At 35.9% G+C, this 26,505-nt stretch carries 24 protein-coding genes; 13 read left to right on the top strand and 11 right to left on the bottom strand.

Going from position 1 to position 26,505, the window contains the following annotated elements; genetic code table 11:
- The first annotated feature begins 10 nt into the window (after window positions 1-10).
- The 4 genes from ACY651_RS12960 (at window position 11) to queG (ending at window position 3,442) form a co-directional block, all read left to right on the top strand.
- The gene (locus ACY651_RS12960) at window positions 11-1,132 is read left to right on the top strand and encodes a serine hydrolase domain-containing protein (RefSeq protein WP_462253389.1); all 1,122 of its coding nucleotides are present in this window, start codon (window positions 11-13) and stop codon (window positions 1,130-1,132) included.
- Between the two features lie 46 nt (window positions 1,133-1,178).
- Entirely contained in the window at window positions 1,179-1,970 is a 792-nt protein-coding gene (locus ACY651_RS12955) for a hypothetical protein (RefSeq protein ID WP_462253387.1), read from the top strand.
- 180 nt (window positions 1,971-2,150) lie between these two features.
- Window positions 2,151-2,513 (top strand): hypothetical protein, encoded by a 363-nt coding sequence (locus tag ACY651_RS12950; protein WP_462253385.1) that lies wholly within the window; start codon window positions 2,151-2,153, stop codon window positions 2,511-2,513.
- Window positions 2,513-3,442 carry a tRNA epoxyqueuosine(34) reductase QueG gene (gene queG / locus ACY651_RS12945; protein ID WP_462253383.1) on the top strand — a complete coding sequence of 310 codons (930 nt, stop codon included), beginning with the start codon at window positions 2,513-2,515 and terminating at the stop codon, window positions 3,440-3,442. Before ACY651_RS12950 ends, queG begins: the two co-directional genes overlap by 1 nt.
- On the opposite strand, the gene ACY651_RS12940 is transcribed toward queG, so the two are convergent.
- From ACY651_RS12940 to ACY651_RS12915, 6 genes are all read right to left on the bottom strand, one after another.
- Window positions 3,439-3,990 carry a hypothetical protein gene (locus tag ACY651_RS12940; RefSeq protein ID WP_462253381.1) on the bottom strand — a complete coding sequence of 184 codons (552 nt, stop codon included), beginning with the start codon at window positions 3,988-3,990 and terminating at the stop codon, window positions 3,439-3,441. The genes queG and ACY651_RS12940 overlap by 4 nt on opposite strands.
- Before the next feature lies 1 nt (window position 3,991).
- On the bottom strand, window positions 3,992-5,260 hold the full coding sequence (locus ACY651_RS12935) for an LVIVD repeat-containing protein (protein ID WP_462253379.1): 1,269 nt from the start codon (window positions 5,258-5,260) through the stop codon (window positions 3,992-3,994).
- Window positions 5,261-5,318: 58 nt separating this feature from the next.
- The gene (locus ACY651_RS12930; protein WP_462253377.1) at window positions 5,319-6,764 is read right to left on the bottom strand and encodes a porin family protein; all 1,446 of its coding nucleotides are present in this window, start codon (window positions 6,762-6,764) and stop codon (window positions 5,319-5,321) included.
- Complete coding sequence (locus ACY651_RS12925) at window positions 6,754-7,314, bottom strand: RNA polymerase sigma factor (RefSeq protein WP_462253375.1); 561 nt, start codon at window positions 7,312-7,314, stop codon at window positions 6,754-6,756. Before ACY651_RS12925 ends, ACY651_RS12930 begins: the two co-directional genes overlap by 11 nt.
- 115 nt (window positions 7,315-7,429) lie before the next feature.
- Window positions 7,430-8,761 carry a RagB/SusD family nutrient uptake outer membrane protein gene (locus tag ACY651_RS12920; RefSeq protein ID WP_462253373.1) on the bottom strand — a complete coding sequence of 444 codons (1,332 nt, stop codon included), beginning with the start codon at window positions 8,759-8,761 and terminating at the stop codon, window positions 7,430-7,432.
- Window positions 8,762-8,780: 19 nt separating this feature from the next.
- Window positions 8,781-11,861: a SusC/RagA family TonB-linked outer membrane protein gene (locus ACY651_RS12915; protein WP_462253371.1), complete on the bottom strand. Its 3,081-nt coding sequence runs from the start codon at window positions 11,859-11,861 to the stop codon at window positions 8,781-8,783.
- A 430-nt stretch (window positions 11,862-12,291) separates the two neighbouring features.
- Between ACY651_RS12915 and ACY651_RS12910 the strand changes: the two genes are divergently transcribed.
- The gene (locus tag ACY651_RS12910) at window positions 12,292-13,494 is read left to right on the top strand and encodes an anhydro-N-acetylmuramic acid kinase (protein WP_462253369.1); all 1,203 of its coding nucleotides are present in this window, start codon (window positions 12,292-12,294) and stop codon (window positions 13,492-13,494) included.
- A gap of 91 nt (window positions 13,495-13,585) precedes the next feature.
- On the opposite strand, the gene ACY651_RS12905 is transcribed toward ACY651_RS12910, so the two are convergent.
- Entirely contained in the window at window positions 13,586-14,035 is a 450-nt protein-coding gene (locus ACY651_RS12905; protein WP_462253367.1) for a hypothetical protein, read from the bottom strand.
- 4 nt (window positions 14,036-14,039) lie between these two features.
- Window positions 14,040-15,152, bottom strand: a complete 1,113-nt coding sequence (locus ACY651_RS12900) for an ABC transporter permease (RefSeq protein WP_462253365.1) — start codon at window positions 15,150-15,152, stop codon at window positions 14,040-14,042.
- A gap of 98 nt (window positions 15,153-15,250) precedes the next feature.
- Here ACY651_RS12900 and parS point away from each other — a divergent pair, with 98 nt between their 5' ends.
- The 6 genes from parS (at window position 15,251) to ACY651_RS12870 (ending at window position 19,835) form a co-directional block, all read left to right on the top strand.
- Window positions 15,251-15,709 carry a type II RES/Xre toxin-antitoxin system antitoxin gene (gene parS / locus ACY651_RS12895; RefSeq protein ID WP_462253363.1) on the top strand — a complete coding sequence of 153 codons (459 nt, stop codon included), beginning with the start codon at window positions 15,251-15,253 and terminating at the stop codon, window positions 15,707-15,709.
- Window positions 15,706-16,161 carry an RES family NAD+ phosphorylase gene (locus tag ACY651_RS12890; protein ID WP_462253361.1) on the top strand — a complete coding sequence of 152 codons (456 nt, stop codon included), beginning with the start codon at window positions 15,706-15,708 and terminating at the stop codon, window positions 16,159-16,161. Before parS ends, ACY651_RS12890 begins: the two co-directional genes overlap by 4 nt.
- Window positions 16,161-16,640, top strand: coding sequence for a 2-amino-4-hydroxy-6-hydroxymethyldihydropteridine diphosphokinase (gene folK / locus ACY651_RS12885; protein WP_462253359.1), 480 nt, complete (start codon window positions 16,161-16,163; stop codon window positions 16,638-16,640). The genes ACY651_RS12890 and folK overlap by 1 nt, the downstream gene beginning before the upstream one ends.
- Window positions 16,641-16,718: 78 nt before the next feature.
- Window positions 16,719-17,351 carry a deoxynucleoside kinase gene (locus ACY651_RS12880; RefSeq protein ID WP_462253357.1) on the top strand — a complete coding sequence of 211 codons (633 nt, stop codon included), beginning with the start codon at window positions 16,719-16,721 and terminating at the stop codon, window positions 17,349-17,351.
- 91 nt (window positions 17,352-17,442) lie between these two features.
- The gene (locus tag ACY651_RS12875; RefSeq protein ID WP_462253355.1) at window positions 17,443-18,687 is read left to right on the top strand and encodes an MFS transporter; all 1,245 of its coding nucleotides are present in this window, start codon (window positions 17,443-17,445) and stop codon (window positions 18,685-18,687) included.
- 248 nt (window positions 18,688-18,935) lie between these two features.
- Complete coding sequence (locus ACY651_RS12870; protein ID WP_462253353.1) at window positions 18,936-19,835, top strand: MBL fold metallo-hydrolase; 900 nt, start codon at window positions 18,936-18,938, stop codon at window positions 19,833-19,835.
- Between the two features lie 124 nt (window positions 19,836-19,959).
- Here the strand turns inward: ACY651_RS12870 and ACY651_RS12865 are convergent, their stop codons facing one another.
- Window positions 19,960-20,445 (bottom strand): YkgJ family cysteine cluster protein, encoded by a 486-nt coding sequence (locus tag ACY651_RS12865; RefSeq protein WP_462253351.1) that lies wholly within the window; start codon window positions 20,443-20,445, stop codon window positions 19,960-19,962.
- Between the two features lie 113 nt (window positions 20,446-20,558).
- Here ACY651_RS12865 and ACY651_RS12860 point away from each other — a divergent pair, with 113 nt between their 5' ends.
- Both ACY651_RS12860 and gcvP read left to right on the top strand, forming a co-directional pair.
- Complete coding sequence (locus tag ACY651_RS12860; protein ID WP_462253349.1) at window positions 20,559-21,341, top strand: universal stress protein; 783 nt, start codon at window positions 20,559-20,561, stop codon at window positions 21,339-21,341.
- A gap of 298 nt (window positions 21,342-21,639) precedes the next feature.
- Window positions 21,640-24,573, top strand: a complete 2,934-nt coding sequence (gene gcvP / locus ACY651_RS12855) for an aminomethyl-transferring glycine dehydrogenase (protein ID WP_462253347.1) — start codon at window positions 21,640-21,642, stop codon at window positions 24,571-24,573.
- A gap of 103 nt (window positions 24,574-24,676) precedes the next feature.
- Here the strand turns inward: gcvP and ACY651_RS12850 are convergent, their stop codons facing one another.
- Window positions 24,677-24,949: a short-chain dehydrogenase gene (locus ACY651_RS12850; RefSeq protein WP_462253345.1), complete on the bottom strand. Its 273-nt coding sequence runs from the start codon at window positions 24,947-24,949 to the stop codon at window positions 24,677-24,679.
- Between the two features lie 186 nt (window positions 24,950-25,135).
- Window positions 25,136-26,215, bottom strand: coding sequence for a 3-oxoacyl-ACP synthase III family protein (locus ACY651_RS12845; protein WP_462253343.1), 1,080 nt, complete (start codon window positions 26,213-26,215; stop codon window positions 25,136-25,138).
- Window positions 26,216-26,505 lie beyond the last annotated feature (290 nt).

The following is a 26,505-nucleotide window of genomic DNA, read 5'->3' as shown; positions in this document are numbered from 1 at the left end:
CAGTGCTATTATGTCACTAAAAGCTCAACTCTTCTGCCGCAAATTCAGCCTGCTTATACTTTTCATGCTATTGTTACAGGCAGGTTTTTCTCAATATAATTTTAGCAAAGTAGATGATTGGTTAAGTAACAATTTAAAAGAGATTGGAGGGAGGGCTGTACTGGTGATTTATAAAGATGGTAAATTAGTGTATAGTAAAGCTGAAAACGAACTAAGCAGCAGGCAAAAAAGAATAGGGAAATTTATTGCCAAAAGGCAGGGCAAAGATGCAGATGAAATGATGCAGGATTTTACTATCAGCACCAGGGAAAGAATTGCCAGTTGCAGCAAATGGCTAAGTGCTGCTTTAGTAATGACATTTGTGGATGAGGGCAAATTGCGTTTAGAAGATACTGTGGGTAAATATTTACCCATAATGACCGCAAACAGAAAAGGTAACATCAAAATATGGCAATGCCTAAGTCATTTAACTGGTATAAAATCGGGTTCGTTAAAAGAATCTATGAATGTAATGAAAGAAATGAAAAGCATGGATGAAGCGATTGAAGCGATTTCAAAACAACCTATGGAAGGTGAACCGGGAAAAACTTTTCATTACAGTAATACCGGTTTACAAATTGCAGGAGCCATTATTGAGAAAGTAAGCGGCAAAAGTTTTGAAACATTATTTGGAGAACGAATTGCAAAACCCTGCAACATGTTAAACAGCGATTTTGGAAAAGGTAAAGTGGCTTTACCTGCCGGTGGTGCATGGAGTACCGCCGCAGATTATAGTAATTTTTTACAAATGATTTTGCAGGAAGGCATGTTTAACGGCAAAAAAATTTTAAGTAAAACATCAGTAATTGAAATGCAAAAAAATCGTGTAGCCAAAGATGCTGTAATTATTTCATCTCCAGCCGAGGCCGGTAATTGGGGCTATGGCTTTGGAGAATGGACGATGGAAGATGTGATTGGTGATAAACCATCTGATGCTGTCACAAGCCCTGGATTATTTGGCAGTTTTCCATGGGTAGATACTAAAAAGCAATATGCAGGTTTTTTAATGACGTTTAACCTTAAAAGTAAAGGCAGAAACGAAAGGTACAAAGAGCTGAAAAAAATTGTAGATGAAGCTTTAGCTGTGAAGTAAGAATTTACAACCATTTACCCTAAATTTGCGGCAGCTTAAAACCGCAATGAAAAAAATATCCGTACTGCTTTTGCTTACAGTAAATTTCCTGTACGCATTTTCGCAAAATAAAAATAAGTTGTTTAAAGGCATGTATCTCCAATGGGGATACAATACCGAATGGTATACCAAAAGCACTATCCATTTCAGGGATGTGGTTAATGGTGTAAAGCACGACTTTACAATTTACAAAGCAGTAGCCCACGACAGAAATGATTTAGATGCTATTACAAAAAATCCTGTAGAAATTAGTATCCCTCAATATAATTACCGCATTGGATTTTACCTGAATAACGAACATAATAAAGCAATTGAAATAAATTACGATCATGCAAAGTATATTGTTTACAATAATCAATTGCTGCATGCTAAAGGAACTATTGGCTCAACTTATTTTGATAAAGACACTGCATTCAGCAAATCTGATTTGCAATTTGAACATACTAATGGTGCTAACTTTTACCAAATAAATTATGTAAGACAGTATGTTTTAAAAAGTAATGGTTCCAGACCTCTATTTACGGGCTTATGGAAAGCTGGCGCCGGAATACTTATACCAAAAACTGATGTAACACTTAGCGGTAAGAGGGTAGATAATAAATTTCATATTGCCGGTTATTGTATTGGCGCCGAAGGCGGTGCCCGCTGGTACTTTGGAAAGAAATGGTTTTTGGAAGGTACCGCAAAAACAGGTTTTGCCAACTACACCAATGCACTGGCTGCAGGTAGCGGAAGAGTTAACCACAACTTTGGTTATTTTGAATTGATAGGCACTGTTGGATACGATATAAAATTTTAGCCCCTAAATCCTTGCACAGCATCTAATGAAAAAAGGGAAATTATAGATTAAAAAATTAAAAAGATATTGGGCATTCAATAACCAATACTCTTAAGTCAGTTATAAGCTTTTATCACAAACTTACTGAACTGCCTTGCATAATATTGCAGGGCTTTTGTATTTTTATATAAATTGAAATGCATGACGCCAAATAAAAAACTACGGCTGGCACCTAAGCATGTTTACCACCAAAGGCTTTGGAAAAGCGCAGCCTTTGGTATTTCAATAATGATGGTATGCCTGCTGATTGGTATTTTAGGATATAAATTTACTATACCGGAATTTGACTGGTACGACAGTTTATTAAATGCATCGATGTTATTAAGTGGCATGGGGCCGGTAATTGATGCAAAAATAGTTTTAACAAATGCTGCTAAAGTATTTGCATCGGCGTATGCATTATTCAGCGGCGTTGCTTTTATAAGCACCATTGGCATTTTAATTGCGCCAATTGCTCACCGCTTTTTTCATAAACTGCATATAGAAGATACTAACCAGGACTAATGAACGCTGCAGAAAATAATACAACACTTATTAAAAACTATGCAGCAAGCTTAGGTTTCGATTTTTGCGGTATAGCTAAAGCAGTACGTTTAGATGATGATGCCAGAAGACTGGAACAATGGCTGGGTAAAAATTTTAACGGCAGCATGCAGTACATGGAAAATAATTTTGAGTTAAGAATTGATCCTTCTAAATTAGTACCCGGCGCAAAATCCGTTATTACCTTATTGTTGAATTATTTTCCGTCGCAACAACAAAATACTGATGTGCCGAAAATTTCAAAATATGCTTTTGGAAAAGATTATCACGAAGTAATTAGAGATAAATTAAAACTCCTGCTTCAATACATAAAAGAAAATATTGGTGATATTAATGGCCGTGGTTTTGTTGACAGCGCCCCGGTATTAGAGAGAAGCTGGGCACAAAAAAGTGGCCTGGGCTGGGTAGGTAAAAATGGAAATTTAATTAATAAGCAATCGGGTTCGTTTTTTTTTATTGCTACATTAATTACCGATTTAGAATTGGAGTATGATGATGCATTTGCAAAAGATTATTGCGGCACCTGCACAAAATGTATCGACCACTGCCCTACCGATGCTATATTGCCCGACAAAGTTATTGACGGCAGCAAATGTATTTCTTATTTTACAATCGAATTAAAAGATGCGTTGATACCTGACACAATGAAAGGCAAATTTGATAACTGGATGTTTGGTTGCGATGTTTGCCAGGATGTTTGCCCCTGGAACCGCTTTAGTAAACCAACCAATGAAATTAATTTTTCTCCTCTATCCGAAATTTTAAATTTTACTAAAAATGACTGGGAAGAATTAACAGCAGAAAGTTTTAAAATAATTTTTAAAAACTCTCCATTAAAGCGGAGTAAGTTTGAAGGAGTAAAAAGAAATTTAAAATTTATACAAACTTAAAACTGGTAACCCATTCTAAAAACAAGGCGGCTGAATTTATAGTGGGTATCAGAAATTCCTTGCATTCCAAAAAAATCTGAAGTGGTTTCAATTTGCCTGATGTTTTTTACAGTATTACCAATACTAAAAAAGACGCTGCCTTTTTTTGCTATTTTTATTTTATACCCAAAACCGCCATCCGCATAAAAACCTCCTTTTGTTTCAACGGTTGAAAATGTACCCACTATTTTCTTGTCTTTTGCTACAATGTTTTTTCCGGCATTTACATAAAAAAACAAACTGTTAGTTTTTAAAGATATCTCTTTTTTAAAAGCAGCAAATACTGGTAATGTTTCTTTATAGTACATATCGATAGCTACGCCTGCGCCTGCAAACCATTTTTTATATGCTATCCCATTTTCGGTTTGTGCGGCAAATGCAACAGGCAATTTACCTGCAATAAAACCTGCCGAATTGTAAGAATTAAAAGCTGCTGCACTTTTCTTTTGTGCAGCAACTTTTAAGCAACAAGTAAAAACCAATATTATTGTAAATAAATACTTCAGCATTCTAATTTTGCACTGCAATTTTTGAAAGTAATTTTATATCAGCAGCATTTGTATAATCATATTGATACAATCCATCTTTTGCAACTACCAATGCAATATTATTATACGCTATTACATCATTTGCTTCGGCAATTACAAATTGTTTTATCAACGAAATTGAATTAGGATTTGCAGCATCAAAAACTTTTAATCCATCATTACCATCACAAATAAATAACAGGTTACCATCTTTACTTAAACCCCGAGGGCTGGTTAAAGGATAAGATTTTATCAATTGCGGCGATTGTATATTGGTGATATTTAAAACATCTAACTGATTGGTAAAACCTGTACATCTTGTACCGGAGTGTAAAGTAACATAAGCAAAATTATCATCGGCAATTACAGGGTCGCAGGTACGCACATGGTTAAACGATCCCAGCTTAACAGGATTAACAGGATTTTGTACGCCATAAATAAACATACCCGTGTTTGACCCAATAAATAATTTGTCTTTAAAAGGAAATACCGTTTCTATTCCCCATCCTAAATTGATGGCATTTACAATAAATGGATTTGCATTTGATGAAACATTTACAACACGTAATGAATCGTTGGATACAGAATACATGTAATCATTTAGCAAAGCAAATCTTGCTAAAGAGCCGCTGATACCAACAGGTGAACTGTTGGATTTGAAAGAAGACATTCCTGCATCTGCAGTATTAAACAAAATTCCACCACCATTAAAAGGCGCAATTACCCCGTCATTACAATCAACTGCTACTGTTTCAGTTTTTTTAACCCAGTCATAAACCACTTTAGTAGAATCTACATTAAAGCCATAATAAAAACGTTCAGGAAAAACGCCGTTTACAAATTTTGTTACAGCTATATTTAATGGATTGCTGATATCCATGGCCACCAGGTCGGTATAAAAATCTGCATATAAGATGTCACCCTTCACAGCAATATCAACATTACCGGGAATATCTATAAAAGCAAAATTTTTTGGGCTTGCAGGATTTGTATTATCTATTATGTGAATGCCCTTATTTACTTCATTCAAAAAAATATAATTATCCTTAATATAAATTTTACCGGGGTTTGTTACAGCTTTAGAGGCATTGCTTTTAATATTAGCCCTTACTTCGGCCGTAGTTTTATACACCGGTTGAAAATATGTGTAAGTATACGTTTTAGAACAAGTGTCTTTTACACAACCCGGTAGTAAAAACAAAAATGCTGTACAAAAAACTAAAGCTATTGTTTTGCTGATTAAATTTTTCATAACTAATTATTTTAAGGGTTGACAATGCACTTTAAACTACCGTTGCATTAGAATTAATTTATTTTTTAAATGGGATTTTTAAATACACTAAAGAACTTACTAAATGTTGTTTACCAAATGATTTTTTTGTTACCGAACTTATACCATAATTAAAATGATAACCAATGGAAAAAGGAAACTTTGTTTTTTGTGCAAGATCAATACCTGCACCTGTATTAAAAGAAAATAAAAGCTTATTAAAAATTGCCCTGTCAGTAAAATAAGCTGTGGAATTACTGTTATAAACCAGTGCATTTGAATTTATTAAAAAAGCAACGGAAGGCCCTGCCTCAACATATAATGAAGATTTTTTTAAAAGCTTATACCGAAACAAAAATGGCATTTCGATAAAATGAAATTTATTTTTATAAGTGGCGGTGTTACCTGTTTTGTAATAATAATCAGCAGCAATACTTTTATTAACATCATAATTGTAGTTAGTCATTGAATCTACCCGGTTGCCAATTTTAATAATATTACTTTGATACAAATAATTTAACCCCGTTGTAAACTTCCACTTATCATTAATTATTTTTTGTGCATATAAACCAAAACTAAATGCACCACTTTTTGATGGATTAGCTGGCTGCACTCTAACCTGGGGGTTAATTGGCGGAGCCGAAATTGCGTTTGCATTCGCATCAAAAAAAACAGGTGTATTATTAAACAAGTTGTTTTTAACAGTAGAAACTCCTGCTGCTGCATTAATTCGGTATTGCCATTTTACATCACTTATTTTCTTTGCTGTTTTTTTAGCAGTTGAGGCCACTGTAGTATCTTTTCTTAATACTGGCATTATATCAAGTTCAGTTTTTTTAATTTCAGGCACTTCAATTTCATCCTTCAAATTATTATTTGATAACAAAACTGTATCAGCAGCAACCGTATTTTTTGCAGTAGTACTGCTTTCATTTTCTGCAGGTTCATTTACAATTATTTCTTCCGCAGCCGAAGTGGGTGCCGGTTTTTTTATTGAAACACTTGTTTTGCCTTTTGTTTTTAAATGAATATTATTTTTTGTTACTAAATCTGTTTCTGATTTAGTACTTAATTCTAAAACATTTCCTTGCTTAATTTTTATTTTTAAACCCGATGATTTTAAATTTTGTTTGAGCTTACTTTCTGGTATATCAATCAGCACTTCATTTTTTGATAAAACAATAGCATCGCCAACAGGTTTTTCTTTATTTGAATCAATTGAATTTGGAGCAGCTGAACTATCTAAAATATTTTTCTTTGCTGCAAGGTTATCAGTTATTATTTTTTTATCGTTGTCTTTATATTTATTCATGAACAGGAACGAACCTGCTGATAAACCGGCAAACAATAAAAGAAAAACAATCCAGCGGCGTTTTTTTTCTTTTGGCAATTCCGCTTCCACTTTTTGCCATACAGCATCTGCCGGAGTAAGTTTTAACTCCTCCATTTTTTGCTGCACATTTTTTTCAAATTCACTATTTTGCATACGACTGCATTTTATTATCTGAATAATATTTTTTTACCCACGTTATCATTAATGCTCTTGCTCTTGCATACTGGCTACGGGAAGTGCCGTCGGTTATACCCAGCAATTCACCAATCTCCACATGCGTATAGCCTTCCACGGCATGTAAATTAAAAATGGTTTGGTAGCCAGTAGGCAATTGCTGAATTAAAGAAGCCAGCTCTTTGGTATTTAATTTTATTTCGGGGTTATCATCTGTAACCGGGTGCAGGTCTAATTTTTCAAAAGCCAGGTCATTTTGATATTTAGCATTTCGTTTTAAATAATTCAGTGCGGTAGTAACCATTATCCTTCTTACCCAGGCCCCCAGTTCGCCATCAAACCTGTACTGATGCAAATTTTTAAATACCCTTATAAATCCTTCCTGCAGTACATCTTCGGCATCTGCAAGCGATTTTGTATAACGATAGCAAACCCCCAGCATTACTTCGGCAAACTGGTTGTACAGTTGTTTTTGCGATGCCCGGTTATTATTTAAACATTCTTTTACCAGCAGTTGTTCATGCTCCATGTAAACATATTCAGTAAGTTGACAATTGATTATTGCCTACCGTTGCATTTGCAAAATAAAAAACCCCAGCTACATTGCTGTAACCAGGGCTGCTATTATGAGGACTGCTAAACTCTTAAATTGCCGGATCTGCGGGTGTATTTGTATTATTATCCCTTTCGGTAAATGGATAAGGATAAAAAGTTCTGTTCCTCTCCTCCGTTGTTGAATTTGGAGCAGGACGGGCAAATCTTCTTGCATCCTCCAATTCCATACCACTCATAAATAATTCAATTCTGCGTTGCTTGTAAATATCTGTAAGTAAACTTGCCTGATCTAATGTTCCGCTGTAAGCAGGTTGGTTAGCACCAATACCATAAACATCAGTTGTTTTAGTGCGTACTGCATCTAATGCCGTTTTGGAAGCAGCAAAATTATTTTGCCTGGCATAGTTTTCTGCTATAATTAAACTCATTTCTCCAGGTAAATAAACTGGGTAGGGTGTTGTTATTATTGCAGCGAATCCTTTCATTGGATAAATACCACCAACCTTACTAATATAAAATCCTATTCTAGGTTCTGTTGAAGCAGGTACTGGAGCAAGGCCATTTTTTAATCCCAAGGTAGAATCAATAGCACCATATACATTTACAGTTACATTTTGTTCTCCTAAAGGATTAGGTGTTGCAGCAGAAAATCTAAATTCAGATTTTACAGTTGTACTTGCTGCACCAGCAAACGTAATTGCTTTGTTGCCACTTACAGCATTATAAGTTCCAGTTGCCATACTATGCATATTATAATAACGTGCCAGTAAAGCTTTCACTGTATTTTTAGCGTCTATCCCAGCTGGGACTTTAGTTAAAAACTTCGCACTGGGATTAGTGGTGGTTAAATCTGCATCTGCACTTTCTAATACAGTTATTGCTTTTTGGATAGCATCAATACGTGGAGAGAAAGTTGCGTTTAATCCTTTTGTTAAAGGAATTTGCTCATAAAACTGAGCTAATGTTCCCAAGCTTAAAGCATAAAAAATACTTGCATACGCTTTTAATCCAACTTTATCGCCTGCATCGGTTGCAATACCTAAATTGTCTAAAATTGTTTCTGCTTCTGTTTTTAATAATAAGTTTTGCCCCCATAATTGTGTAACAGTACTGTTGCCCGGTTGTACGGCACCTTTACCAGCTTGCAATGCAGCCTCTGTCAAATTGCCTGCATTCAAAGTGTTTAATCCAAAAACAGCATAAGCTCCACCAATAGGTGCATTATAAAGAGGACTTTGCCGACCAACAGTAAATCTTCTTTGCATGCCTGCGCAAAGATTCATTAGCGCATCCACATTTGTAGTAACACTGGGCACAGAACCTGCGCTGGGGTTTACATATTCTTTATTGCAGGAAGATGTGCTGACAGCAACACCAGCAATAAGCAGTATAATCGTTATTTCATTTAATATTTTTTTCATTGTTGTACTTTTTTAATAATTAAAATGATGCCTTAAAAGTTACCTGAAAAGTTTTAGGAATGGGTACATTACCAAAATCTATCCCTCTTAAAACAGCACTATTACCGCCTGCATTTGTTTCTGGGTCATAACCGTCATAAGTATCCCAGCTTACTAAGTTTCTGCCTACTACAGAAATAGTAGAGGACGAAACAAATTTTAAAAATTTAGGTAACTCATAGCTTAAAGCAACTTCTCTTAATTTTAAATAAGAGCCGCTTTCTACTCTCCACTCTTCAGTGGCATAAATGCTCCAGATATAACCACGTGGCAACAGGCCTTTAGCTTCTTTTTCAGCATAATCGCCAATGCCAACACCCTGTCTTGTTCTTCTATCGGCGTTAAATACTTCCTGACCAAAAGCGCCATCTAATAAAAAGCTAAACGCTAATTTTTTATAATTAATACTATTGCTAAAACTAACAATCCAATCTGGGTTAGGGTTGCCAATTACTTTTCTGGCAAGGTTGGTACCTGTTGTTGTTTCAGCAATTGGTCTTCCGCTTGCATCTAAAGTCAAATTGCCATTAGCATCTCTTTTAAAATAATTACCAAAGAAAGCACCAGCCGGATAACCTGCAAGTATTACAGAAGGTGATCCACCATTATTTGCTAATGTAATTGGTGATACCTGACTTGATGCAGTAATTAAATTTTTGTTTCTGTTAACGGAACCGTATAAGGTCCAGTTAAAATTTCTGTTTTGTACAGCGGTTGCATTAATGCCCAATTCCCATCCTTTGTTAGTAAGGTTTCCTATATTTTCAAATCTGCTGCTACCTCCACTACTTGGTGCTAATGTTCTTTCTACCAATAATGAGTTTTCAATTATTTTTTTATCATATACAGTGAAATTAATTCCAACTTTATTATTTAAGAAAGATAAATCGGCTCCAAATTCAAACTCACTTGCTCTTTCGGGTTGTACAATTTCGTTACCTAAAGCCGTATTGATATTATATGTAGCCAGGCCATTTATATTGCTTGCTGAATAATTGGTAAATCTGTCATAACTGCCAATACCAGTTAAATTTCCTGCCTGCCCCCAGCTTGCTCTTAAGCGTGCCGAGCTAAACCAATTCATTTTTGCTTTATCCCAAAATGCCATATCACTTATATTCCAGCTACCACTTAATTTAGGGTAAAAATAGGTTCTGCTATCTTTTGGAAAAGAAGTACTTCCATCAATTCTGCCAGCGGCAGTTAAAAATAAAATATTGTTATAACCAAAAGTTTCTTGTGCATAACCGCCAAACACTTGTCTTTTATCATCGGTATATCTTGCTGGCAAAACCACTGCTGCACCATTAATGGTGGATATGCCATTTAACATATCTCTTCCTTCATTAAACAAACCGGTTATACTTTGATATTGATGATTAAAACCAACAGTAGTTAAAGAAGTTAACTTATTAAATTTAGTGTTGTAGGAAATATTGAAATCATTATTTATAGAGAATGAATTTACTAAAGCACTTGAAGCATATCCTAAACCTTCTTGTGCAGAAATGTATGGATATCTTTCGATGGCATTTTTTCCTTCTTGTGCAATATTGTCAATGCCTAAAATATAATCTATACTTAAACCCCGTACAGGCTTAATTTTTATTTGCAGGTCTGTAATAGTTCGGTTTACAGCCTGTGTCAGTTTCATATCTTCAATTACACTTAATGGGTTTACTCTTGTAGGTTCCACACCTTTTAAATTACCGGCTGCATCCCTTTGTGTAATGTCGTATAAATTGTTTGTAATGTTTATACTGTTAATAGGGCTCCAAAATACATTACCATTTGGTTTTTCGTTTGAGAAACTATTGGTATATGCCACACCGCCTATAACAGTTACATATTTGCTAAGGTTAGTTTCCACCCTCGATTTAAAATTAAATCTTCTAAAATTGGTGCCCTTAACAATACCCTCATTGTTGTAATAACCTCCGCTAAAAAAGTATTTTGTTTTATCTGTACCACCACTTACTGAAAGATAATTGTCGGTTCCAAGTCCTTTTTGAAAAATTTCATCTTGATAATCATACCTTGTCACATCAACTAAATCTGTTGCTAAAGTTCTTAAAATACCATCAGGCCTTGTATAATTTATTGTAGCACCAGTATAAGGTGTTGGTGAGGTATTAGCATTACTAATATTACCTAAGCGTAAACCAGCAGTACCAAACTGTTTACCATAAGTTGAAATATAAACCTTTTTTCTTAGTGAATTTGAAATAAGACTTGTACTAAAATCAACTTTCATTGCGCCAGATTTACCTTTTTTAGTAGTTATTAAAACTACCCCGTTACTGGCTCTGGATCCATAAATTGCAGAAGCGGCAGCTCCTGGTATAATATCAATTTTTTCAATATCGTTTGGATTAATATCCGCCATTCTATTAGTACCAATTTCTGCTCTTGCACCTGCAGGCACATTTAAGTTAGTTACATTAGTAGTACTGTTACTAACTACAACACCGTCTACAACATATAAAGGTTCTGAACTGCCGCTGATTGTACTCGTTCCTCTCATTCTAACAGATATTCCACCTGAAGGATCTCCGCTTGTTTGCGAAATTTGTGCTCCTGGGACTTTACCTTGTAATGCAGCACCAATATTACCACTGCCGGTATTTTGTAATTGTTTTGCACTTACTGAGTTTACAGTGTTACCTAATTGCTTACGTGATTGTGATAATGATGAACCTATCACTACTACTTCATCTAAACCCAAGGCATCTGTTTGCAGTTGTGCATTTGCGTTAACATCTGCCCCACTTACAGTAATAGTTTGTTCAGTTGTTTTAAAGCCAACACCAGAAAATACAACTACGTAAGTGCCGTTTTTTAAAGTAGTATTTAATTGATAAGAACCGTCAATAGCTGTTGAAGTACCACTATTATCGTTTTTAAGAGTAACAGAAACATCAGGTATGCCTTTTCCTTTTGCATCAGTTACCTTTCCACCTATTTTTACCTGGGCCATTGCAGTTATGGCAAACAGGTTCATAAGCAGAAAAAAACTAAGCACTTTGTATTTGCTTAACTTTTTTAAAATGTAATTTTTCATGTCGCAGTTTTAATTGTTTACTAATTTTAATTGTGGTTTAAAAGGGCAGGCTTTAACGGCTAAATTTTAACAGGGGCAGTTTTTTAATTATTAAAAACCTGCATCAACTTCCTGCATTAATGTAAATGCATAATTTGATGCTGGTATTTTTTAATAAGAAAAGATTTTTTTGTTTTATTAAAGTGGCGAAAGGAACTCAAACCAAAATAGCAATGCAGAGAATATAATAACTGGCCATTGCTGTGCAGGATGAGAACACTCTTTTTAATTGTAAGCATTGTTAGTTGCAGTATTAAAGTGACCGTAAGATAGAGTAAAAATAAATACCTGCAAAAAATTGCAGAAACAATAAATAATGCCGCAAAAAACCGCAATCGTTTGCATAAACTGGCTTTCGCCTAATTAATGAACAACTGTTATATTTACTATTATGAATAAAAATATCAGCCAGCTTTACAATATTACCAATAAACCTGAACGAAAAATTATTGGTTTAATGAGTGGCACTTCGTTAGATGGGCTGGATATTGCTTTGTGCAATGTTTCATCTAGTGGCTTGCATACAGTGCTTGAGTTAATTCAATTTGAAACCATTGCATTTGATGATGATTTCAAAAATGAAATAAAAAATGTTTTCAGTAAAAAAGAAGTTGATCTTGAAAAGCTTACTTTATTAAATCCATGGATCGCATTACAACATGCAACAATAATTAATACTCTTTTAAAAAAATGGAATATAAAAAATGAGGAGGTTGATTTAATTGCCAGCCACGGACAAACTATTTATCATGCACCAAAAACTTTGCACGGACAAAGTAAATTCGGCAACGCTACTTTACAAATTGGCGATGGCGATCATTTAGCAGTTGCAACAGGAATAATTACGATAAGCGACTTTCGCCAAAAACATATTGCCGCCGGTGGCGAAGGTGCACCATTAGCAGTGTATGGCGATTATTTGATTTTTGGCAAACCCGGCGAAGACAGGATCTTATTAAACATTGGCGGTATTGCTAATTTTACTTTTTTACCGGGCAGTATGGACAGTTCTGCAATTTTTAGTACCGATACCGGCCCTGGCAATACCCTGATGGATGCTTACATGCAGCAACAATTTTCCGGAAAATATTTTGATGAAAATGCTGCCGTTGCTTTAAAAGGAAAAATTAATACTGATTTATTACATGCATTAAAAGACAATGATTTTTTTGCAAAGCCTTTTCCAAAAACTACAGGGCCCGAATTATTTAATCTGGATTACCTGTACAAAGCAAAAGAAAAAACTTTTACACAAAATATTTCTGTTGAAGATACGATGGCAACATTAAATAAATTTTCGGCAGATACTATTACCGATGCAATTTTAAAAACAAGAGATAAAAATAATCCCTGCAAAAATTTTTCCAGCGGGGGCGGTATGCACAACCCATTACTGATGCTGCATTTAAAAAAAGCTTTGCCAAATTTTAGTTTTGATACTACCACTGCATTAAACATAAACCCCGATGCTAAAGAAGCTGTATTGTTTGCGGTACTGGCCAACGAATGTATTTGTGGTGATAGCGATTATTTGCAAAAAGGCATTGCAGGAATGCCGGCAGTTACTATGGGCAAAATTAGTTTCCCGCAGTAAGTTTAAATTTCCTTAACCCTTGGAGGGTTCAGAAAAATTTTATAATCATAAGGTATTACACAACCCTCCAAGCGTTTGACAAGCCTGTTTATTATTTACCGGCTTCTATTTGCACTTTTAAATTAGTAAGCGAAGTATCCATTACAGCTGCTACATTTTTACTTAAAATCATTGCGCTGAATTTTTTCCAGGGTTTATACCAGGGCAATTTTTGAATAACTGCCCAGTTTACCAAAACCGAATTAGTTGGTTCGGCATAAATGATAAAGTTTGAAATCATTTCCCGGTTATTTGTTACCGAATAAAAAAACATAGTATCGCTGTTGTTAAGCGTATTATTTTTAACAACACCTTCTTTAACAAATCCGTTCCACGTTTTCCAATCACCGGTATTATTTAGTTTTTCAATTACAGCTCGTTTACTTTCATTTATGGAAACTGTTTTTGATGTAACCACCTGCGATGGAAATAATAACGAAAACAAAAAGAACAATAAAGAAAAGGCAATAATGTTTATCAGTAAAAATTTAAAATATTTCATGTATTTACTCCCATTTAAAAACTTTAATTGCAACAGCATATACTATTACTCCCCATAATATTAAAACCCCTATTTCATTTCTTACATCCCATAAATTTTGCCCTTCAAAAGCTACAGCCCTCATGGCGGTGTTTAAATAAGTAAGCGGTAATGCTTTGGATATTGGTTGCAACCATCTGGGAAAAGCTTCTACAGAAAAAAAAGTACCCCCCAGTAAAAATTGCGGCAATGTAATAAGGTTTGCAAAAGGCGGAATGGTACTGTCGCTTTTTGCCAGGCCGCTTACAATAAAACCAAAACCCATAAAAACTAATAACCCTAAAAAGCTTAACACAAGCATTTCCAGCAAAGTTTGCCAGCCATTAACTAATGTAAAACCAAACAAAAAATAACCCACTAAAATAATTACAATAGCAGTAAGCATCTGAAAAATTACCCTGGCAAAACCTTCTCCTAAAACAATATAAGTTCTGGTAATAGGTGTGGCAAAAAACCTTTTTAGTACAAGTGTATTTCTCAAATTAAAAAACATAAAGGCTACACCAAAAACACCGGAGCTTAATAAAGAAAAACCTAACTGTCCCGGCAAAATAAAATCAATAGTTTTATACTCTCTAACTTCTGTTCTGTTTACCGGATTTATTTTATCCTGTGCTGCATACGATGGCCGGTTTGCAAACTTGGCATCATTTATTTTATTGGACATCGCATTTAATATGGGTAAAACCTGGGGCCATTTATCATCGCTGGCATTGGTGGTTGCAATAGCATATTCATAAGCCGGAAATTCTTTGCCTGTTTTAGTGATCTTGATAACTCCAGCAATTTTTCCTTTTACCAAACTCATTTGTAATTCTTTTTCCGAATTGAATTGTACAATTTTTAACCGGTTGCTTGTTTTTATTGAATCAAAAAGTGCATTGGCAGTATCGCTGTTTTTATCAATTACAATTTTATAAACCGGTGTGCCGCCATTGTTACCAATAAAACCAAAAACCAAAATAAAAATAAAAGGAAAAACAAAACTGAATATAACCGCAGAGGGGCTGCGGAAAATTGACCGTAAGCTTGCTTTTGTAATGGCCAACATTGCCCTTACCTGGCTGTACTTTTGCATCTGAATTAATTAAGCCGCAAAACTATCGGTAAAAAAGCATTTTAAAAAATTTGCATTACCCGACAGATGTCGTATATTTGGGTGTCAAATGTCGGATAATGAAAAAAGTAATAACTAAAAAGAAACCGGTTGCATATAAATCAGCCGATGCTTTAAGCAAAGCAGAAGAACCTATTGCGCCCTATTACCGCAGTGTAAAAGTAATGCCTGCACTTAAAGATTTTACATACAACGAATTTAAAAAAATTGCAGATAAAGTACCCTTTACCCAAGCCGAGTGGGCATCTATATTACATGTTAGCGAACGTACCTTACAACGTTACGCAAAAAATAATGGCTCCTTTGCACCCATCAATGCCGAAAGAGCCATGCAAATTGCCCAGGTTATTAAAGAAGGCATTATTACATTTGGCAATGTAAATTTATTTTATTCCTGGATAAAAAGAAACCCCTACATGCTCGAAGGCAATTTATCTTTTGAATCTTTAACTACCAATGAAGGTATTCAAAAAGTATTAACACAATTAGGAAGAATACAACACGGCATATTTGCATGACAGTTTTTAGAATTACAAACTCCAATTACAAAGATGACCTTTCTGGCCAGGGCGCTAAAATTTACGGGGGCAGGTGGAATGTACCAGGCCACCAGGCACTATATACTTCGCAGCATATTTCATTGTGTGTACTGGAAATGCTGGTTAATATAAGTTTAACCGAAAGCAGTGTTAAATACCATCTTTTAAAAATCAGCATTCCCGATACGATGATACCCGCCATAATTTTAAATAAAAAATTAAAACCAAACTGGCAGGATGATGAAGCTTATACAAGATTTATGGGAACCGAATTTTTAAAAAATAAACAAGCCGCTCTGCTTAAAATACCATCGGCAGTAATTGATGAAGAAAACAATTACCTGCTTAATCCTTTACATTCAGATTTTAAAAAAATAGTTATCAGCAAAAGCAACCCTTTTAAATTTGATAACCGCCTGTTTAATTTTTAATGAATAAATTATATCTTTTATTGGGGAGTAACCAGCAGCAACCGCAAAAACAATTGTTGCTTGCGCAAAAATTTATTGCAAAAACAATTGGCAAAACTGTTCGTAAATCTGCCCTTTATCAAACCGCTGCCTGGGGCAATACCAACCAGCCCGATTTTTTAAACCAGGTAATTATTGTGCAAACAAAACTTACTGCAGCACAAACAATGCAATCCATTCTTACCATTGAAAAAAAAATGGGCCGGATAAGAAATAAAAAAAACGATCCCCGTATTATTGATATCGATATACTTTTTTTCAACAAAGAAATTATTAACACTACCAATTTAATGGTACCGCACCCGCAATTGCAAAACCGCAATTTTGTTTTAGTACCACTCAATCAGCTCTCTCCTAACTTTAAACATCCATTGCTAAATAAAACTATCCACCAATTATTAAGAAACAGCCCCGATAAATTAACTGTGAATAAAATTTAACGCCAAAAGAAACTATTCCATTTATTTTGCAGCTTCTACTTGCATATTTGCCCATTGGCATATTTGCACATAATTTTTATGAAGTATAATTTTGTTACTATTGAAGGAAATATTGGCGCCGGCAAAACCACCCTTGCACATTTATTGAGCAAACATTTTAATGCCCGTTTAATTTTAGAAGAATTTGCAGACAATCCCTTCTTACCAAAATTTTACGAAAACCAGCAGCAGTATGCTTTTCCGCTGGAGCTTTTTTTTATGGCAGAACGCTATAAACAATTGAAAGATCTGTTGCAGACAAAAGATATGTTTCAAAACATTACCATCTCCGATTATCTTTTTACTAAATGCCTGTTGTTTGCTAAAGTTACTTTGGCCGATGAAGAGTTTCGCCTGTACCAAAAATTATTCGACATTATCAATCCGCAAATTGTGCAACCCGATATTGTAATTTACCTGCACAGCCCTGTAAATAAACTGCAGGAAAATATAAAAAAACGCAACCGTGGTTACGAGCAATCCATACCCAACGACTATCTTTTTTCTTTACAGGAAACTTATACGCAGTACATCAAGCAGCATAATATTAAAACACTTTTTGTTGATGCTTCTAATGCCGATTTTTTAGGTAACGAGTTGCATTTAAAAACTGTTATTAATGCTTTGGATAAAGACTACGAAGATGGGCAGCATTATATAAGTTTACCGTAGCACTTTTTTACCGGGTGACTCACCCCCAAAGGGTGAGTCACCCGGCAAAAAACACATTCAAACTTCAAAAAAAAATTGCACCTTCGCAGTAATGAATTTATCATTCAACAAAACTGCACTCTCCCCGCTTAAAGAAAAAGAATTCCGTTTATACATCATCTGCCGTTTTGTTTACATCATGGCTTTACGCATGGTGGGCACAGTAGTAGCGTACGAATTATTTCAGCTTACACAAAGTTCTTTTGCTATTGGTTTAGTTGGCCTGTCAGAATTTATACCGGTTTTTTCGCTGGCATTATACGCCGGCCATGTAATTGATAAATCAGAAAAAAGAACCCTGTTATTAAAAGGAATGATCGCTTATTCATTTTGTGTAGTGCTGTTAATAATTTGCACTTTGCCCGCTGCACAACAAAAATTAAGCAAGCACTGGTTAGAATATTGTTTTTACGCCATCATTTTTTTAACGGGAATTATAAGGGCATTTGCCGGTCCGGTTTCCAATGCCATCATTGCACAATTAGTACCCCGAAATATTTTACCCTTTGCCGCATACATCAGTTCTTCCACCTGGTTAATTGGGTCTATTGTTGGCCATGCAAGTGCAGGTTTTTTAATTGCAGGCATTGGCGTAAATAATACTTTTATCATTGTGCTTATTTATATTATTACTGCTGCAACCATTTTATCTTTTATAAAAAGAAAACCCATTTTAAATGTGCAAAAAGATATTGGAGCATGGGATAGTGTAAAAGAAGGTTTACGTTTTGTGTACCACAATAAAATTATGATGGGTGCCATATCGCTTGATTTATTTGCAGTGTTATTTGGTGGCGCCGTGGCTTTAATACCCGAATTCAGCGAAAAGATTTTACACACCGGCCCCATTGGTTTTGGCTGGCTAACTGCAGCATCGGATATTGGTGCTATTTCCGTTATTATTTTGCTTACACTTTTCCCTATGAAAAAAAAGCAGGGCAAAACAATGCTGCTTGCCGTTGCAGGTTTTGGTATTTGCATTATTGCATTCGGCCTTTCCAGTATATATTTTATTTCGTTTGTTGCATTGCTGTGCAGCGGTATTTGCGATGGTATAAGTGTAATGGTACGTGGCACCATTTTACAACTCACCACCCCCGACGAAATGCGTGGCCGTGTGTCTTCCGTTAACTCCATGTTCATCAACAGCAGTAACGAACTCGGCCAGTTTGAAAGTGGTTTTGCCTCCCGTGCATTTGGCTTAGTTCCCTCGGTAATCTTTGGTGGTTTTATGACGTTGCTTGTGGTGGTAGTTACCTGGTTTAAAGCGCCTGCTTTAAAGAAGATGGAGTATTAAACCTGCGGTTTTATTTTTATTTTGTTACGGGCATTGGTATTTCTATTGGGCTGCGGTGGCGTCGCACTCTTGTACGACATAACTTTATTGAACTTTTATTCCAGCGTAATTCTCCGTCTTGGTTCGTGTCTTCAAATGCCATTCGCTAAAATATTCAATGGATCTTCTTCCCTAACCAATTAACCGCAACAATTTTACCCCATTCTTGTTTACAATTTTGTAATTTACAATTCTAAAACTAAATCACTATGCAACGCAGATCCTTCCTCCGCAATACCTCCTTTACAATTGCAGGCTTAGCCTTATTCAATAAACATGTAGCCGCAGCATTTTTTGCACAACCTGCATGGAAAATTAAAATGCTTACCAAAGATATCGGTGTGTTTACCGAAAAAGGCGGCACCATTGCATTTTATATTTCTAAAAAAGGAATGGTGGTGGTAGATTCACAATTTCCCGAGCAAAGCCAGCATTTAATTGATGAACTGAAAAAGAAAAGTGAAAAGCCATTCAAATTGTTAATTAACACCCACCATCATGGCGATCATTCTTCGGGCAATATTGCTTTTAAAGGAATGGTGGAGCATGTACTGGCACACGCCAACTCCTTGACCAATCAAAAAAACAGCGCCGTAAAAAGTAAAAACGAAGACAAACAATTATACCCCGACCAAACTTATACCGATACCTGGAGCCAAAAAATTGGTAAAGAAAAAATTACAATGCATTATTTTGGTGCAGGCCATACTAACGGCGACAGCTTGGTGCACTTTGAACATGCCAACATTGTACATATGGGAGATTTAATGTTTAACCGCCGCCATCCTTTTGTAGATAAAAGCGCCGGTGCCAACATGGGCAACTGGATAAAAGTTTTGGATAAAGCCATTTCCACTTTCGATAATAAAACTCAGATAATTTGCGGCCACTCGGCAGAAGGATTTGATATACTGGCCAACACTTCGGACTTAAAAGCCTTTGGCGATTATTTAGGTAATGCATTAAAATTTGTTGATGGAGAAATTAAAGCAGGCAAAACAAAAGAGGAAATTTTAAAAGCAACCACTTTCCCCGGTATTGGCGAATGGAAAGGCGATGGTTTAACTAGGCCATTAGAAGCTGCATTCGCAGAGCTTATGATTAAATAGGGTCAGGCCACTACAAAAAAAATTCTTATGTGTCAGGCCACTACTAAAAGTTTTTAGAATCTAACAGCATTTGAAAACGAAAATCTTTTTGTTTTACAGAGTCTTGATAGTGGCCAGACACCTATCACAATTTCGCTGCACTCAATTTCTCCAGCACAAAATAAACTATTGGGCAAAAGCTGGAATTTTTTAAAGTAAGCGGTTGTCTTTTTAACAGCACATCTTCATCGGTATAAGGAAAACGCTGGCAATCGCTGGGGCGTACATCATAAATGCTGCAGTAATTATCAGTGCCCAAAAATGCACAGGGTTTTGTTCTCATAACATAATCACCATCACTATCCACAAAAAGATAGTTATTAATCAAATCGCCTTCTTTTATTTTAAGGTGCTTGCTTATGCGTTTAATATCCGGTGCTTTAAAACGTGGCGAATAACTTTTACAGCAGTTACCGCATTGCAGGCAGTCAATTTTTTCAAATGCTTCTTCATGCAGATCGGGCAATGCTTTCAGCACTTTATTTTTATCGGCCCGGTGCAAAAATTGCTTGTACACTTTTTGGTGGTCGGCCGATTTTTTTTCCCAGTTTTCCAGTAAATCCTCTTCCATTGTGCAAATATCGTTTTTTTGAAGCTGCTCTCCAATGGTAACTTTTATTAATACTCAAGAAATTTAGTGTGCCTGTTCTGTATAATTTCAGTTATTTTGTAAAAAATTATTACATGTTACAAGTTATCGTTCCCCTGGATTTTTCTGAAACTTCTTTTAATGCGGCGCATTATGCCTGCAATATGTATGCAAAAAGAAATGATGTAAACATTATTTTGTACCATTATTATGCCGATGGCGAAGATTTGGCAACAGCTCAAAATTATCTAAACACACTTAAAAAAGAATTGCAGGCCTGTGCATCTCAAATAGAAACCTATACAGAGTCTGGTGATAATTTTATTGATAGCCTTACTGCTTATGCTCACGTAAAATCTGCTTACATGATCGTAATGGGCCTTACAGGAAAATCATCACTGGCGCAGCGTTTTTCAGGATCCAACACTTTAAAGATGGCAGAAAAAAATGTTTGCCCGGTTTTAATTGTTCCGGATGATGCAAAATTTAAAGCAGTTGAAAATGTACTGATTACTTCCGAAATGAAATATGTAGATGAAACCCCTACTTTACTTGCGGTAAAAAGAGTGCTGAATGATTTTAAACCATCGCTGCATATTTTAAATGTAGATGACAGCCATTACATTTCCTTAACAACTGCCTTTAAAGAAGAGCGGGACAAAATGGAGGAATTGCTGAAAGAGTTTAAACCCGAGTTTTATTTTATGCGGCTGTACGATTTTCATGAAGCGGTTAATTTATTTACACAGGATAAAGAAATTGACATGATAATTATTGCCCCAAAACACCATAGTTTTTACGAAAGGTTGTTTAAAACCCAGCATACAAAAAAAATGATTTATCAAAGCAAAGTGCCGGTACTTGCTGTGTATGAATAATATTGAGCAGACAATGCTGCTTAATTTCTACCAATTGTAAACTTTTATTGTATAAAATTGTTTAGTGCTACTATACAAAGTGGCACTTTTTATTGCGGTTATACAGCAGTTTTCCACAGTAAAAAATCAATCATTTTATTGATGCGTAATCTTGTTATGTTATCGTAATTTTGCGGCGGCATAAAACCTTTTATCTACGCTTAGATAAAAGGTGAATAAAGATATACCGTTGAAGAGTGCGACGCCAATGAAGTTTGATAGTAGCACTACAGCCTGGTACAAAAAAAATATTTCATTTATGAATCTTTTCGAGCAGCAACAACACGAATTTACAGCAAGGCATATTGGCCCAAACGAACAGGAAACAAAAGCCATGTTAAACGCCATTGGCGTTAATTCAATTGATGAATTAATTGACAAAACAGTTCCGGCCTCTATCCGTTTGCAAAGCCCTTTACAAACCGCTGGCCCGGTTAGTGAATATCAATACTTAACCGATTTAAAGAAAACAGCATCGTTGAATAAAGTATGTAAATCTTACATTGGCCAGGGTTATTACAATACCATTGTACCCAGCGTAATTTTGCGTACAGTTTTTGAAAACCCCGGATGGTACACCCAATACACGCCTTACCAGGCCGAAATTGCACAGGGCCGTTTGGAAAGTTTGTTGAATTACCAAACTATGGTTAGTGATTTAACGGCGCTGCCCATTGCCAATGCCAGTTTGCTGGATGAAGGCACTGCTGCTGCAGAAGCCATGGCCATGCTGTTCAATCATAAAAATAAAGACCACGACCATATTACTGCGCCAAAGTTTTTTGTAGATGAAAATGTTTTTGCACAAACAAAAGATATTTTAATTACCCGGGCTACACCCATTAATGTGGAATTAATTTTTGGTGATTACAAAACAGCCCAGTTAGATGAATTATTTTTTGGAGCTATTGTACAATACCCCAATGCCAATGGTGCGGTGGAAGATTACCGGAATTTTATTGACAAAGCTCATGCTGTAAATGCTCAGGTGGTAATGGCAACCGATTTATTGTCGTTAACCTTATTAACGCCACCCGGTGAATTGGGTGCCGATGTTGCTATTGGAAATTCGCAACGCCTTGGTGTGCCCATGGGTTTTGGCGGACCGCATGCGGCTTTTTTTGCAACCAAAGATGAATTTAAAAGAAATATTCCGGGCCGTATTATTGGTGTAAGTATTGATGCACAGGGCAACCGTTGTTTACGCATGGCATTGCAAACAAGAGAGCAGCACATTCGCCGTGAAAAAGCAACCAGCAATATTTGTACAGCACAGGCATTGTTAGCAAATATGGCGGCTATGTATGCGGTATATCATGGAGCAGATGGATTAACCAATATTGGAAAGAGAGTAAGTTTATTAGCACTTACATTAAGTGATGAACTGGCAGAATTAGGTTTTACCAATGTTAATGAATATTATTTTGACACTTTAAAAATTCAGGTTAAAGATGTTTCTGCTATTCGCAAACTGGCAGAGCAGCAGGAAATTAATTTTAATTATACTGATGAAAATTACATTGGTATTTCGTTAGATGAAACTACTTCTCAAAACGACATTTTAAACATACTGCATGTTTTTGCTTCATCGCAAAATAATGATACCGCTATTGCTAATTTTGATGCAGATATTTTGTTAGAAAATATTCCGGCATCGTTAACCCGTACTTCAGAGTTTTTACTGCACCCGGTTTTTAATACGCACCACAGCGAAACTGAAATGATGCGTTACATAAAATCTTTAGAGAATAAAGATTTGAGTTTAAACACATCAATGATAAGTTTGGGAAGCTGCACCATGAAGCTAAATGCTGCAACGCAATTAATTCCTGTAAGCTGGCCCGAATTTGGCGGCATACATCCTTTTGCGCCTGCATACCAATGGAAGGGTTACCAGCAAATTGTTACAGAATTGGAAAACTGGCTGAGTAATATTACAGGTTTTGCAGCAACATCTTTACAACCTAACAGTGGCGCACAGGGCGAGTACGCAGGATTACTAACCATCAGGGCTTATCACGAACACCGCAATGAAACTAACAGAACTGTAATATTAATTCCTATTTCGGCACACGGCACCAACCCTGCAAGCGCTGTAATGGCGGGCTTTAAAGTTGTGGTTACTAAATGTGATGAGGCTGGAAATATTGACGTGGCTGATTTAAGGATGAATGCAGAAAAATATAAGGACACCTTAGCTGGTTTAATGGTTACTTACCCAAGTACGCATGGTGTTTTTGAAGAAAGCATAAAAGAGATTTGTGCCCTTATACATGAAAATGGCGGATTGGTTTATATGGATGGTGCAAACATGAATGCACAGGTTGGTTTAACATCTCCCGGAAATATAGGGGCAGATGTTTGCCATTTAAATTTGCATAAAACATTTGCTATACCGCACGGAGGAGGAGGCCCGGGCATGGGACCGATTTGTGTAAATGAGAAGCTGGCGCCTTTTCTTCCCGGACATTTTATCGTGAATGGTGAATCGTCAATCGTCAAACATAACGGCGCTGCACTCACGGCTCACCACTCACAACTCACGACAGCAGTAAGTGCTGCACCTTATGGCAGTACCTCCATCCTCTTAATTAGTTATGCTTACATAAAATTATTAGGCCCCGATGGTTTAAGAAAGAGTACAGAGTATGCTATTTTAAATGCCAACTATATGAAGGCACGTTTGGAAGATGAATATAAAATTTTATACAGTGGTAAGAATGGCACCTGTGCACACGAATTTATTGTTGACCTTCGTCCGTTTAAACAAAGCGCAGGCATAGAGGCAGAAGATGTTGCTAAAAGATTGATGGATTATAATTTTCATGCGCCTACTTTAAGTTTTCCGGTTGCAGGCACTATTATGATTGAGCCAACAGAAAGCGAAGACAAAGCAGAACTGGATCGGTTTTGCGATGCCTTACTAAGTATTCGTGAAGAAATAAGAGCTGTAGAAAATGGCACAGCAGATAAAGCTGATAATCCTTTAAAGCATGCGCCGCATACCCAAATGGTTATTTGTGCCAACGACTGGAAACATAATTACAGCAGGGAAACTGCCGCCTTTCCTTTAGAATTTGTAAAACAAAATAAGTTTTGGCCAAGCATCAGCAGGGTTAACAATACTTATGGGGATAGAAATTTAATTTGCACCTGCGAACCGGTGAGTGCTTATGCAGAAGAAGTAGTATAAAAAATTTAGCGATATTTAAAAAGCCATCCGAAAATTAACGGATGGCTTTTTTTATTTTGCCGGAATAAATACTGGCGGAGTTATTTTAGTAATCTCAACTGAATTAAGTAGTAACAGGTTTTTCTTTTGCCTGTGTTAACCTTGTAAATTCAGAACCGCTGAAAATTTTAGATAACTGGTTGTTATTTGTTTTTTTCCATTCAGGGATGCTGGCTTCAGTAACAATGCGCCAAAAATTTTTGGCTTTTAAATCTTCGTAGTCGTTGGTTTTTACAAACACACCAACAATTGTGTTACGTTTTTTAAATTCAATCTTAACTGCATTTTTTGCAAGATGAGCTGGCTCTAAAAACTTAATAATAAGATCATTATTCATGTTGTAATTTTTTGCAAATGTAGGCTAATTAAGGCTTTCAGCCGAATCTATTTGGTTTAACCGCTTTATAACGCTAATTATCAGCTGTTTAAGTTTGAGTTGAAAATATTTTACGGAAGTTTAAAGACCAGTTTTCTTGTTATAAAAAAATTGAACCAAGCCTTTTAAATTGTACCTTTTTTGCTGCTACACTCTGTAACAAACTGCATTAATATTCATTCCGGCACCAACAGAAGCAAACAAAATAATATCGCCATCATTCAGCTGATGATCTACCATATTATTTTTTCGTACCATATCCAGCAATGTAGGTATAGTGGCAACAGAGCTGTTACCCAATTTATGTATGCTCATGGGCATTATATATTCGGGCACATTTTTTATGCCGTACAATTTATACATCGCTTTAATAATGCCTTCGTCCATTTTTTCGTTGGCCTGGTGTATAAAAACTTTTTTCAATTCGCTGATATCCACTCCTGCTTTATCCAAACAATCCTTCATAGCCTGCGGTACATATTTCATAGCATACTCATACACTTTTCTGCCTTTCATTTTTATGTAGCGTACTCGAGGGTCCGAATCTGGAAAGTTTGACTTGCCCATATTTAAATAGTCCACCTCGTCCATACAATGCGATTGAACGCTGCTGGCTAAAATGCCACTTTGTGTTGCAGTTGAATTCTTAGCTTCCAAAACGCTTGCGCCTGCCCCATCCGAAAAAATCATGCTGTCACGGTCGTACATATCTATTACCCTTGATAAAGTTTCTGTACCAATAACCAAACATTTTTTTGCCGTACCTGCTTTAAAAAAAGCATCGGCCTGTATTACACCCTGCAGCCAGCCGGGGCAGCCAAATAAAATATCGTAGGCCACACAATTTGGATTTTTAATTTTTAAAACATGTTTTACTCTTGAAGCCAATGCCGGCAGCACATCAGTTTGAATAGTATTTGTTATAACGTTACCAAAATTATGCGCCACAATTATCTGGTCTAAACTTTCAGGATCGCATTGTGCATCATCAATAGCATTTTGTGCAGCAATGGCCGCCATGTCGGACGAATCCATATCGCTATCCGCATACCGCCGTTCTTCTATACCAGTTATCTGTTTAAACTTATCTACTATTTCCTGCGGATCAGTGGCAATTTTTTGATTGTCTTCTCCATAAAAATTAAGGCCGGTAAACTCTTTGTTGGTTTTTATATTAGCCGGTATAAAACTTCCTGTTCCGGTAATTACTGTTTTAATCGTACTCATGCATAAATAATTAAAAAATAAAACAACTGTGTAATGGCTGTAAAGTTATAAAATAAAAGGGCAATGCTGTGTTGCAGGATTATGGTAGTACCCTGCTTTAAAATAACAGTAAGGCATTGATAATACTATTGCATGAAAAAATATTATTCTTTAGATTTTTATTTCCCAATGCTCACCATTTATAAAAACTGATTCAGCACTCTTACTCATTCTTCTCAGTGGCTACCAGAGGTTAGAAACTATACAAATCCTGGTTTTCCAATTCATACTTTATTAGCTGAACAATAAAA

Source organism: Ferruginibacter sp. (assembly GCF_031391665.1).
Classification (GTDB): Bacteria; Bacteroidota; Bacteroidia; order Chitinophagales; family Chitinophagaceae; genus Ferruginibacter.
This window is presented reverse-complemented; position numbering and strand designations above follow the sequence as displayed.